At 63.5% G+C, this 10197-nt stretch carries 17 protein-coding genes and 1 pseudogene; 2 read left to right on the top strand and 16 right to left on the bottom strand.

All coding sequences use genetic code 11. From position 1 onward, the window contains the following. A pseudogene (locus AMR74_RS19295) lies at positions 1-370 on the top strand (minichromosome maintenance protein MCM); the annotation flags it as partial. Between the two features lie 24 nt (positions 371-394). Here AMR74_RS19295 and AMR74_RS16120 read toward each other — a convergent pair. The 16 genes from AMR74_RS16120 to AMR74_RS16055 form a co-directional block, all read right to left on the bottom strand. Further along, entirely contained in the window at positions 395-679 is a 285-nt protein-coding gene (locus AMR74_RS16120; protein WP_139043047.1) for a hypothetical protein, read from the bottom strand. Further along, entirely contained in the window at positions 676-1179 is a 504-nt protein-coding gene (locus AMR74_RS16115) for a hypothetical protein (protein ID WP_053773077.1), read from the bottom strand. The genes AMR74_RS16120 and AMR74_RS16115 overlap by 4 nt, the downstream gene beginning before the upstream one ends. Continuing rightward, positions 1176-1412 carry a hypothetical protein gene (locus AMR74_RS16110; protein ID WP_053773076.1) on the bottom strand — a complete coding sequence of 79 codons (237 nt, stop codon included), beginning with the start codon at positions 1410-1412 and terminating at the stop codon, positions 1176-1178. Before AMR74_RS16110 ends, AMR74_RS16115 begins: the two co-directional genes overlap by 4 nt. Beyond that, entirely contained in the window at positions 1409-1651 is a 243-nt protein-coding gene (locus tag AMR74_RS16105) for a hypothetical protein (RefSeq protein WP_053773075.1), read from the bottom strand. Before AMR74_RS16105 ends, AMR74_RS16110 begins: the two co-directional genes overlap by 4 nt. After that, positions 1648-1938, bottom strand: a complete 291-nt coding sequence (locus tag AMR74_RS16100; RefSeq protein ID WP_240471226.1) for a hypothetical protein — start codon at positions 1936-1938, stop codon at positions 1648-1650. The genes AMR74_RS16105 and AMR74_RS16100 overlap by 4 nt, the downstream gene beginning before the upstream one ends. A 238-nt stretch (positions 1939-2176) precedes the next feature. After that, positions 2177-2368 carry a hypothetical protein gene (locus tag AMR74_RS16095; RefSeq protein ID WP_053773074.1) on the bottom strand — a complete coding sequence of 64 codons (192 nt, stop codon included), beginning with the start codon at positions 2366-2368 and terminating at the stop codon, positions 2177-2179. After that, positions 2365-5577 carry a DUF5817 domain-containing protein gene (locus AMR74_RS16090; RefSeq protein ID WP_240471225.1) on the bottom strand — a complete coding sequence of 1071 codons (3213 nt, stop codon included), beginning with the start codon at positions 5575-5577 and terminating at the stop codon, positions 2365-2367. The genes AMR74_RS16095 and AMR74_RS16090 overlap by 4 nt, the downstream gene beginning before the upstream one ends. A 1023-nt stretch (positions 5578-6600) precedes the next feature. Next, on the bottom strand, positions 6601-6759 hold the full coding sequence (locus tag AMR74_RS19290; RefSeq protein ID WP_167551938.1) for a hypothetical protein: 159 nt from the start codon (positions 6757-6759) through the stop codon (positions 6601-6603). Between the two features lie 262 nt (positions 6760-7021). After that, a complete protein-coding gene (locus tag AMR74_RS19855; protein WP_276203085.1) occupies positions 7022-7147 on the bottom strand; it encodes a hypothetical protein in 126 nt (41 codons plus the stop codon). Next, a complete protein-coding gene (locus AMR74_RS16085; RefSeq protein WP_053773073.1) occupies positions 7137-7505 on the bottom strand; it encodes a hypothetical protein in 369 nt (122 codons plus the stop codon). The genes AMR74_RS19855 and AMR74_RS16085 overlap by 11 nt, the downstream gene beginning before the upstream one ends. Further along, positions 7502-7699, bottom strand: coding sequence for a hypothetical protein (locus tag AMR74_RS16080; protein ID WP_053773072.1), 198 nt, complete (start codon positions 7697-7699; stop codon positions 7502-7504). Before AMR74_RS16080 ends, AMR74_RS16085 begins: the two co-directional genes overlap by 4 nt. After that, the gene (locus tag AMR74_RS16075; protein WP_053773071.1) at positions 7696-8040 is read right to left on the bottom strand and encodes a hypothetical protein; all 345 of its coding nucleotides are present in this window, start codon (positions 8038-8040) and stop codon (positions 7696-7698) included. The genes AMR74_RS16080 and AMR74_RS16075 overlap by 4 nt, the downstream gene beginning before the upstream one ends. Beyond that, positions 8033-8284, bottom strand: a complete 252-nt coding sequence (locus tag AMR74_RS16070; protein WP_053773070.1) for a hypothetical protein — start codon at positions 8282-8284, stop codon at positions 8033-8035. Before AMR74_RS16070 ends, AMR74_RS16075 begins: the two co-directional genes overlap by 8 nt. After that, entirely contained in the window at positions 8277-8813 is a 537-nt protein-coding gene (locus AMR74_RS16065) for a hypothetical protein (protein WP_053773069.1), read from the bottom strand. Before AMR74_RS16065 ends, AMR74_RS16070 begins: the two co-directional genes overlap by 8 nt. Before the next feature lies 1 nt (position 8814). Further along, positions 8815-9249, bottom strand: a complete 435-nt coding sequence (locus AMR74_RS16060) for a hypothetical protein (protein ID WP_053773068.1) — start codon at positions 9247-9249, stop codon at positions 8815-8817. A gap of 3 nt (positions 9250-9252) precedes the next feature. Further along, entirely contained in the window at positions 9253-9660 is a 408-nt protein-coding gene (locus tag AMR74_RS16055; RefSeq protein WP_053773067.1) for a hypothetical protein, read from the bottom strand. A 207-nt stretch (positions 9661-9867) separates the two neighbouring features. On the opposite strand from AMR74_RS16055, the gene AMR74_RS16050 reads away from it, so the two are divergent. After that, the gene (locus tag AMR74_RS16050; RefSeq protein WP_077152435.1) at positions 9868-10116 is read left to right on the top strand and encodes a MarR family transcriptional regulator; all 249 of its coding nucleotides are present in this window, start codon (positions 9868-9870) and stop codon (positions 10114-10116) included. Positions 10117-10197 lie beyond the last annotated feature (81 nt).

Raw genomic sequence — 10197 nt, 5'->3', positions numbered from 1 at the left:
AGTACGACTCTGCGAGGCGGGCGATCGGATTGGACTCTCGGACACAATCGAAGTCTCAGATGCCGAGCGGGCAGTCGACCTCGTTGAAGCCTCTGTCAAGGACATTGGTGTTGACCCCGGTAGGGGACAATTCGATGCCGAAGTGATGGAGGCGGGTACTGCCGAGGAGCAAATCGAGCGACTCCAAAACGTCAAGAAACTCATCTCGGACGTTGAGCAAGAGTATGAGAAAGGCGCACCAATTGATGAGGTCCTTGACCGCTCCGCGACAGTGGGTATGGATGCTGGAGAGATTGAATCCGAAATAGAAAAGCTCCAGACAAAAGGTGAGGTGTATGAAAACCCGAAAGGGCGCCTTCGAACTACATAGCTAGTCTGTCACACCGGTGAAGCCTCACCGGCTGGGAGGCTTACACAGGAGGTTCATAAACTCGCTGAAGGCCTCGGAGTCGGTGACGTCGCGATCGTCGTCGTCTAGCGCCTCGTTCAGCTCCTCGATCGAAGTGTCGAAGCGCTCCAGTTCAGCGTCCGAAAGCTGTTCGCGGGCATCAGAGACCATCTGATCCCACATCTCCTTCTCGTCATCTGTGAGCTCACGCACCGGATCAGACGTTCCGGGGTTACGCGCTTCAATCGCTTCGAGCGCACGCTCAAGCTCACGCCTGGATGGTCGTGTCATGGATCGACGACCACCTCCACACCGCCACCCTCGCCGGCGAGCAGGTCGTAGGTCGCCTCCACGAGCAGCTGTTCTGCCTCTTCTTCGCGCCCCTCATCGACAAGCTCGGCGAGCGTCTCGCCGGCCTCGGTCTCGGGATCACGATGAGCTGCGACGTAAACTGGCCTCATCGAGAAGGAGTCAAGTGAGTCCCAGTACTTCTCCTGTGAAGTAGCGTCAAGGAGCCGCTGGCAGACCTCCTCGTCTCGGTCGTCATCGATGCCGTACTGCTCTCGGACGAGCTCAAGGTAATTCAGCGTCGCCTCTGGCTCCGTCTCGTTCACGACCTCGTCCGCGTTGTGCCAAGAGATCCGGAGCAGGTCACGGGCGAGACCGTAGACGAAGTCGACGACATCCTCAGAGCAGTGCTCCTCGATCTCGGTGGTCGTTTCCCGTTCAGAAGTTTGGATGTCGAGCTCTTCGAGAGCACGTTCGAGTTCGCGCTTGGATCGGCGGGTCATGCTTGCCCCCCAGTGAAGTCGGCCAAGAGCTCGATATCTTCAGGATCGGCATCGTCAGGGAGATCGTCGTTCGATGCGTCGAAGTCGATTCCGTCATCATCTGAGCGACCGATGACGTTACCGTCGCCGTCGGTCCACCAGATCACGTCGGCTGGAAGAGCGCCCTCCTCAGTCTCCTGGTCGTCGAGTTCTTCGAGAGTTCGTTCGAGTTCGCGCTTGGACCGGCGAGTCATCTCGGATCAGCCTCCGAGTCCTCAGTCGGCTCCCAGCCGGTCTCGACGACGTCGTCTCGCCAGACGATCGTTGGGTCGACCGTGTCCTGGTCAAGTGGTTCACCATCGAGGTCCGGCTCCTCATACCACTCGCCTGTCTCGGTGTCTTCGAACACGACGGAGAAGCCATCATCGTCGATGCTCTCGGCATCGAGGTCCTCGATGGCGCGCTCGATCTCGCGTTTGGACGGTCTCGTCATGCTCCCTCCGTGAGTCCGGTCTCTTCCTCGAGGCGCTCCACCTTCTCGGCGAGCTCGGCGAGGTCGCGATCGTTCTGGACCTGGCGGCGCACGTTGACGGCGTACGAGAGCGCTCGGATCCACTTGATCCGGACCTTTTCGTTGTCAGCGTCGTAGACTCGTCCGCTCTCGACCTTCCGACGCGCCTCGGCGATAGCCGCGTCGAGCGTGTCGAGCATCTGGTCGTACTCATGCTGTGCGTCCTTGCTGTCCTCTCCCTTCGCGCCCGCGCTCGCGTTACCGCTCACGGCACGGACACCCCGGGGATCTGCGGTGAAATTGTCTTCATAAGGCGCTGATACTGCTGTTTCAGGTAGTTCTCGCTGTCGTTAGACCCGTCTTGGGAACGGGTTAGATGCGACTGTCGACGGTGGGCGTTCTGACTGATACCGGATAGTCGCCTCACCATATGCGGATAAACAGCGTGTGCGGTCTTTCAACCAGCGGCCTTCCACGAGATGGCAGTATAGAGGCTCTCGGGCTGTTTCATCTCGTTCGAGCGAACTCGTGAAGGTCAAGATGGAGATGACAGTACTCAGATCCGGGGACGGCGCGTTTCTGGCAGCGCTTTTCGGTGTCGACGGCGATCGCGGAACACTGGTTGTCATCCTGGGCGAACTCGTCGAGCGTCACCTGCTGGACGCCGGCGCTATCGCCCGGCGGGGATGTCGAACTCATGAGACACGAATCCCCTCGTTGATGGTCTCCTGGAGACTCCGCTGACGCGGTCGCTCCCCCATTACCTCGACGTCGGGCTCGACAAGTGCGGAGCCGGCGACATCGGCGTCACGACGGTACGTGTCCCTCGCAGTGACTGCCCACAACGCAGGTAGGACTTCGTCTATCAGCGGCCACGGCTCCTCGAGGTCGAGCAACACGTCGCCGGCGAAGCCGATCTCCTCGGGAACGACCGGGCCATCTGGACCGTGATGCTGTCTGCCTGTCCGCAGCGCTCCGGCGGCGGCGTGGACGTCGTTACTGACGGCGGGGTCCGACACCCACCTCGGGTAGATGTCCTGGTACCGCTCGGGGAGCTCTCCATCGTCGCGGTCGGTCTCCTCGAACGACAGCTGTAGGCGGTATCCCGACTCGGTCGCCGCGACGATCCCGGCGTCGACGAGGTCCGGAAGGTGATCACGGAGTGACCGGGCGGAGACGTCGGCGAGGTCGGCGAGTTCAGACTGGTTCACGGGTTCGCCAGCGCCGGCGAGCGCTACCAATGCCTTCCGCGGTGTCGATGACGCATCACGGAGTACTTGCTCCGGAGACAGTGCTGCGATGATGCGACGGAGCTCGGCGGACCGGATGTGCCTGGTCTCATCCTCGGGTTCGAGTGACTCGGCAACGCCGTTCGTGACGGCCAACGGCGACCGACACAGACCGTGAAGGACCGACACTGCTTCCGACGTGACGAGTAGGTTCTTCTCGTCGAGGCTGCGCTCGAGGAGCTCGCGGTACTGCTCCCGGCTCGTCGACGTCTGGACGGGGACGCGGACGCCGATCTCCGGAGCGTCTTCCCGGACCTCTTTCGGCGAGACGTGCGTCCGGAGCTCCTCGGCAAACACGTCCTGGCGATCGCCGTAGTCAGCGAACAGACACCATGAGCCGATGAGCTCGCCGAACGGTTCCGCGGCGTCAACGTCGACGTCCATCGACCACCGAAGGACCTCGTCGCGGTCCTCGAACAACTGGCGGAACACCGAGGCCATGCCGTACGTCGACGCGATTGCCGAGTTGATCCCGACGAACTTGGCGATCGCCGACAGCTTCTCCTCGTCGAAGTCGTTCTTGAACCTCGGCATCCGGCCGATCCGAAGGACGTCGATGCCGGCGAAGTCGAGTAGCCGCGTCATCACGCCGATCACGCCGAGCGACTCGGTGAGGATCTCCGTCCGGAACGCCTTCCGAGAGTCGTACTCCCGGTACTCACCGTGGGTCATGTCTCGCGTCATCTCACAGATCTCGTCGAGGACGCCCTGGATACGGTCGCCGAACTCCTCGACGTCGTCGACGAGCTCGTCGTCCTTGGCGATCCAGCCGAGACACGCACTGTTCCGAAGGACGTCGGGTGCTTCCTGGAGAAGTCGGCGGAAGTCGCCGTTCTCATCGAACCGCTCCTCGGTCAGCAGGTTGTCCCAAACGAACCCGTCACCTAACGACCGAGCAGTACAGATTGCCCACTGGACAACATTGTCCACTTCGGCGGCCACGGCGATGCGATCTTCTTCCCAGTCCATGTACCGGTGAGGCTCCGCTCGATCGTCCCACTCAGAGACGGCGGCATCGACCGTCGCAACGCCGCTCTCGGGGGTTGCTACTACTGCGGCTTGGTACGTAGAGCGAGGGAGCGGTTGGATGGTGTGGAGTGCGGGGAGACGGTTGCGGTCCCAGCCGGTCCCCCCCTCACGTGTGTGCGCGGGTCTAGACTCCACATTGTCGGTAGATTTTCCGGGGCGACTCACAAAATTCTGAAGGGCTTTCTGTCGCGTTCCGGATCTCCCGATTTCCTCAAGTAGAGCCGACCCAGCCGGTTGAATCGCAACCATGCCACCGTCACTGGTCGGGATGCGATCGCTCACCAGTTCGTGCTTCCGGAGCTGGCGCAAGTGGTACCGAACGTTCTGGCTCGACTTGTCAGGGTCGTCGTAGGGTGCGGCCTCGTAGAGCGCGTCGTAGGACGCCGTTTGCCCCGCTTCCGCATCGATCCGTTCGAGTGTTCCGACGACTTCACCGTCCGTGTCGAGCGCCTCGAGGGCGGCCGCGACGTGGTCGTCGACGTCCCCGGGTGCGCGCTGGCCTGTACTGAACTGCGAACTCACATCGTGTGCTTCCACGTCCGGAACGTTCCCGTCCAGCTCGTCGACGTCGATCTGGGGATCGTACGACCAGGCGAACCGACGCATCCAGATGCGCGACTCGAATACGACCCTGACATCCACTCCGTGAGCGAGCCAGCTGAGCAGCTGGACCATCCGCCGGCGTTGGTTGGCGTGGTCGATCTCCTCGAACGACTCGTCGATACGCACCGTCAGAGTCGGCGTGTGAACCGACGCTGCCAGCAGCGGCTTCACGACACGGCGGACGTCTTCGACCTCTCCGTTGAACCCGATCCCGAGTGGGCCGAAGTCCGTCTGCCCGAAGCTCTTCAACAGGTCGATCGCCTGTTGGTGGGGCTCGGAGCCGACGTCCTTACACAGACTGAGCAGCGCCGACGTGATGATCGACCCGTGGAGTTCCTCGGCATCCTCGAGGGCGTCCCGCTCGACCATCCCCAGCTGATCGTCGACAATCGCCTCGATGGCTTGCCACGCGATACCGTCGCCGGCGCCGCCCGCGAGCTCCCGAACGGCGAGCGCAATATCCTCTTGAAGGACATCGACGAGCCGCTGCCACAACTCTCCGGGCCGGCTGTCCTCGTCGAGACGCACAGTGCCTGATGACTCCGCGGGGTACTGCTGGACGAGCCACAGGCCCGCGTCGCCCCCACGACGGAGATCTCCGAGCCGCTCCTGGGTTGGTTCGTCCGTGTCGTCCGACTCGTCCTCGCTGGCATCGAGGTGGTGGTCGTTCGAGAACTCCCCGGAGACCACTTTGACGCCGAGCGGCTCGTCGACGAGGTCTTGGTTCCACTCGTCTTCAAGCTCGGCGTAGTGATCGACGTCGGCGAACTCGTCGCCTGCGTTACGCTTGTCCGCGAGCAGTGCCGACCGCTTCTCGACAGCAGTCTCCCACGTCTCCGCCTTCGCCCAGCGTCGCAGCCGACTGTCCAAATGCCGTGTCTCACACCGCGGGCATTCGTGTTGGTCTACTCCGTGGACGCCGACGACGTCTTCGATGACCCAGTGTTCCGCACACTCAGAACACCCGACAACAGCGAATCGGCTCATCGGGCCGGCTCACCTCCGACTAGTCGGTACGTAACCCTCGACTTCGGCCCGGAAGATCCGGTGTCCTCGAACGCGGTCTGGTGGTCACCGCTCATCGGCCACCTCCTGTTGTCGGCTCGTGGCCCTCAGAACGGAGCTCGGAGAGCACCCAGCCCGGGACCGCATCGAGCGACGGCTCGGTATCGATCTCGCACGTACTGCGGCCGCCACGTTGTTGGAGCGTGGTCGTCCGGACGTGCTGGAGAAGCGCACCCCGAGCGTAGATCCGGAACAGCGCAGCCTTCTGGGTACTCCGACCCTCACGCCATCTGAAGCTGCGGCTCTCGATATCGGCGTCTGCTCCTGTCGATGCCGGAGGGGTAGCGCGAGCCGAACACGCGGGGCTCTCGGCAGTCTGTAGACCTTCATCAGACTCTGTAACCGCCGAGAAAGCGCGCGTCGACGGTGCGCCACACTGGAAGGCTAGAGCTGCCGCTCCGTGGCAACGCTTAAGCCCACCGGGTGAGAAAGGGGAAGTGACCAACGGCCCCTTTCTGCGCGAGATTGCTTGCCTAGCTTTGCGATTACCTTCCCGGGGGCTTCCTATAAACCTTCGCAGGTGTCTGACGCCTTTGTCAGCAAGATTCTGAACGCTGACAGCAGCCGCTCTCTCTCCTGGTCCGACTCGGTTGGCGCCGAGCTCGGGGATCTTCTGACTGCTCAGTTCAGATGTGTTCCTGCTCCGCCGCAGGTCGGTTCGTCCAGCGTCTGTTGTCGGTCCTTGTGACATCCGGGATCGTGTGTATCAGACACGACCGCCGCGGACAAACGCCAGAACACATATTAGGGCCGCATGAGAATGTACTCATGCCAACTTAGACCTGGCCTCGCAGGGCGTTAGTGGCCCTGTGTGTTCGACACCCTGTCCACGGGAGTCGTGCGTTGCGCCGGTCGACACGCCGTCACACCGAGTCCACCCGTTCCAAAGATGTCCTCGGTCGGCGGCAGCGTCGGCCGGGGTACGTTTCCACGAATCCATGAGTCTCAACTCTCCCGCTCAGGGCTTGACGTTCTGTCTTTGTAGGCATCAAGTGCGAGCTGGATTGCGTCCTCGTACGTGTGGACGTCTTCGTTCGCCTTGATCAGGCGCAGCTCGCGGCGGGTGTCGGTTGAGACCGGCACTCGGGTGTCCGTAACGGACATGCTCTGCGATACGTAAGTATCGCCCTTAAGCCTTCGCTCCACGGTGTGACAAGAAGAGGGGGTACTACCCCCCTCCCCCACCGAGAACTTCGGCGTAAAAGTGTTCCGGAGGGTATCTCTGTACGTATTGGAAAATAGAGAATCAAATTACACTATTCTGATGAATTTGGGGATCCCGGTATGGCTCTTTATAAAAGAACTCTTGGTGCGCCTCGACTTCACTCGAGGACTGCCGTCAGCTCCTATCGAACATCGATGTCCACTACGTCTTCACGCGAGCACACCCCTCGCCGATCTCCTCGATTGTTGCGAGGGCGATATCTGGGTAGGTCTGCTCACCCCACGAGTCGATGTTCTCGCCGGCCTGTTCGCACCAGCTACGCGTCACCTTCACCTCCGTCGATAGTGAGCGCTTCGTCGACCATCACGTCGATCAGGTCGGTCGTGTCCAGACTAGTGGTCTCCAAGACCGACCAGAAGTGAGCGCCGAGCATCTGGATCTGCGCGAGGGCGACCGGCGTGCCGTCCCCGAGTACAGTGCTGGAATAGTAGTCGGTCTGCCCTTCGGTCATTGCGACCAGGAAGTATCCCATCAACTCGTCGGGGTCTTCGAGGGCGTCGCGAGCGACGCCGACGTGGTCCGGGAAGTCCTCGTTCGTGTCGGCACCGTACGCGACGTCGTAGCCGTCGTTCCGCAGCGCCGCGATCAACTTGTGGGCTCGCTTCGTCTCCTCCTCGTCGCTCATCGCTGGGCCTCCAGTTCGGTGCGTGCCTCGACGAGGCGCGACGTCCAGGCCGCGGCCTCGGCCACGGTGACGCCCGGCACCTCGCTCCAGTCGGTCGCCTCGTGCGCCTCGATCACGGCGTTGAGCTGCTCGCCGGCGTCGTCCGTCTCGGGGAGTTCCGCACTCGTCCCGGGCTCGCTGCTGTCGGCGCTCACCGACCGCCACCTCCGTTGGCGGCGCCGGAGACCGCGCCCAGGTCGACGGCCGGGGCGTCCTGAACGGCTGCGACGCGCCGAAGCCGAGACCGCGGGTAGGCGTAGCGCTGGTGCCCGTCGACATCGAGGCCGCTCCCCTTCGGGAAGATGACGCGGATGACGTCGTCGTCGGCCGGGTAGTCCGGGTTCGCGTCGGCCACCGTGCGACCGCCGTCGACCTCGTAGTTGTCGGCGGGGACCGGCGACAGCCCGACCACGAGCAGGCGGCGCGGCTCGTCCTCGTTGTCCCGGTCGACCACGTGGTCACCGACGTCGAGCGCCGGGAGGTCGTCGTCAGTCATCGCCCACACCCCGTGCGAACTGCGGGCTGATGGCCCCGATAGTGTGCTTTGCGTAGCTCGTGAACACGGTTTTGAGACCGAACTCCCACGCGAGAACGCCGTACATTGCCGTGTTGAACGGGTCCGGATCGAGCTGYCGCGTCGCGAACAGCCCGCCTGCGAGYGCCAGGGCAAACCCGACACCGTAGACGACCGCACGCCAGAGGTGGGAGAGCCGGCTCTCCGCGGCTCCGCCGTCAGTCATCGGCCTCCTCCTCGGCGATCTCCTCGCCGAGYTCCCGAGCGACGCGCTGCGGGTTCCGRCCGCGCTCAGAGCGGTCGACGTCGAACCGGTCGACGYACTTCACGTGCCCGGTGCTGAGGTCGGAGATGCGCCGGGTGCCGTCGTCGGGGTCGACGCGGACCACACTCACGCCCGTGTCCTCTGGGTCGACCGCGCGGACGACGTACGGGATGACGGTCTCGCCGTCGCGAGCGCTGACCATCCGGATGATGTCACCCTCCGCGAGGTCGGCGTGCTGGTTCGAGACGATCTGGTTCCGGATCTGGAACAGCCCGCCCATACCGTCCTTGCGGACCCACCGGCGGAGGACCTCCTCCGCCTCGGCGTCGACGGCCTCGCAGTCGAGGTGCTGCTTGAACACCGGACCGAGCGCGTCGAGGACGTCTTCGCGGAACGCCTCGCTCTCGTGGAGTCGGTGCGCCTCGGCGGCGACCGTGTCGAGGTTGGAGTCGCTGTCCTCGAACTGGTCGCGACGGTCGAACGTCACCATCTCAGACCACCTCCAGGACGCCCACGCGGGCGGCCTTGTTCGTGTGATGCTGGAGCCACGTCCGGGCCTCGTACTTCGCCTCGGCGATGGCGTCGGCCTCCCAGTGGCCGTCCGCGACCCACTCGTTACCCTCGTCGATGACCCGGGCGCACGCCTCGGCGACCACTTCGAGCGCCCGCTGGCGGGCGGCGTGGGAGAGCTTCCCCCACGCCTCCTCGATCTCCTCGACGCCGTCGGCACCCTCGCCGTGGTAGCTCTCGCGAAGGTCGCCGGCGGCGTCGGCGGCTGCGGCGGCGTCGCAGAGCCGGGCGAGCTGGTCGTCCTCGCCGAGGTCGTCGTGAACCGCGTTCTGGATCGCCGCGGCCTCGAAGTCCTCCGCGAACCCGCTTGCGAAGCTCTTCTGCTTGCGCGTGGACGAAACGGAGCGGCGGGTCATCGGTCAGGCCACCTCCGCAGGTTGGTTGCCCTCGACACGACACCGCGATCCGCCGATGTGCGTCCGGACGATGTCGACAGCGGCGATGCGGCCAGCCTTCGAGAACGTCCTTTCCTCGGTGGCGACGATGTCGCCCTGCTCCTCGTACCGGTGGATCCGGTGGGCCAGAATGTGGACCTTACCCCGCGGGCCGGCGACCTTCACGAGCGGCGTCTCGACGTGGGCGTCTGTGTCGCCCTCGCGGCCTTTCTCGCGCACGCCCAGCTGGACGACCGTCCGCGGGGTGGTGTAGTCGCCCCACACGACACGGTCACCGACCTCAAGCTCACTGAGGTGGCCGATCCGCTCAGGCTCGCCTAGTTCGATACTCTCAAGGTTCGCGTCTATCGATCTCTGGTTGCGTTCGTTCATAGTCGTTCGAGCGCACGGTCGGCGGCGTTCCAGCGCCGGCGACCTCTTGTCAGAGGCCTTCTCCCGTGCTTATCTCACAGTAACAGGCCCGAGTAGTTAAGCGTTACTTTGTAACGGACAAAAGAATATACAGTAGCAAGTACTTTGTAGATAGCGCCCGAAGGGACATTTGAAGGGATGTCCACGAGACTACCGGGACGATCAGGCGTGCCCAATACGAATTTCGACCCCTCGAAACAGCAGCGGCAGGTCCTCGATGTCCTCCGCGAGGAGTACCAGGTCAACCCCCGGCGCATTCGTGATGTCACGGGGCTGGAGCGGCAGCGGGTGAATGACGCCCTCAACGCGCTCGAAAACGCCGGGTGGGTAGAGAAGCCTGCGCGCGGGCTCTACCGCCTCGTGTACGACGGCGACGGGCACGTCGAGCAGGAGATCCACCACGTCGACCGTGCCTGAGTGCGCCGCCTGCGGCGTCGGCTCGAACAGGGCGGTCCTCGTCGATGCCGATGGGGAGACGCTGTGTACGAGCTGTGCCGA

The organism is Halorubrum tropicale (assembly GCF_001280455.1).
Taxonomy (GTDB): domain Archaea; phylum Halobacteriota; class Halobacteria; order Halobacteriales; family Haloferacaceae; genus Halorubrum; species Halorubrum tropicale.
The sequence above is the reverse complement of the archived record's forward strand: the minus strand, read 5'-3'. Positions and strand labels throughout refer to the sequence as shown.

What these genes read in the sequence shown, in the direction of transcription:
- AMR74_RS16095 (WP_053773074.1), bottom strand. Translation starts at nt 2,368, where the DNA reads ATGAGTTCGACATCCCCGCCGGGCGATAGCGCCGGCGTCCAGCAGGTG.
- AMR74_RS16115 (WP_053773077.1), bottom strand. Translation starts at nt 1,179, where the DNA reads ATGACCCGCCGATCCAAGCGCGAACTCGAACGTGCTCTCGAAGAGCTC.
- AMR74_RS19290 (WP_167551938.1), bottom strand. Translation starts at nt 6,759, where the DNA reads ATGTCCGTTACGGACACCCGAGTGCCGGTCTCAACCGACACCCGCCGC.
- AMR74_RS16060 (WP_053773068.1), bottom strand. Translation starts at nt 9,249, where the DNA reads ATGACCCGCCGCTCCGTTTCGTCCACGCGCAAGCAGAAGAGCTTCGCA.
- AMR74_RS16110 (WP_053773076.1), bottom strand. Translation starts at nt 1,412, where the DNA reads ATGACTCGCCGGTCCAAGCGCGAACTCGAACGAACTCTCGAAGAACTC.
- AMR74_RS16120 (WP_139043047.1), bottom strand. Translation starts at nt 679, where the DNA reads ATGACACGACCATCCAGGCGTGAGCTTGAGCGTGCGCTCGAAGCGATT.
- AMR74_RS16085 (WP_053773073.1), bottom strand. Translation starts at nt 7,505, where the DNA reads ATGAGCGACGAGGAGGAGACGAAGCGAGCCCACAAGTTGATCGCGGCG.
- AMR74_RS16090 (WP_240471225.1), bottom strand. Translation starts at nt 5,577, where the DNA reads ATGAGCCGATTCGCTGTTGTCGGGTGTTCTGAGTGTGCGGAACACTGG.
- AMR74_RS16075 (WP_053773071.1), bottom strand. Translation starts at nt 8,040, where the DNA reads ATGACTGACGACGACCTCCCGGCGCTCGACGTCGGTGACCACGTGGTC.
- AMR74_RS16105 (WP_053773075.1), bottom strand. Translation starts at nt 1,651, where the DNA reads ATGACGAGACCGTCCAAACGCGAGATCGAGCGCGCCATCGAGGACCTC.
- AMR74_RS16055 (WP_053773067.1), bottom strand. Translation starts at nt 9,660, where the DNA reads ATGAACGAACGCAACCAGAGATCGATAGACGCGAACCTTGAGAGTATC.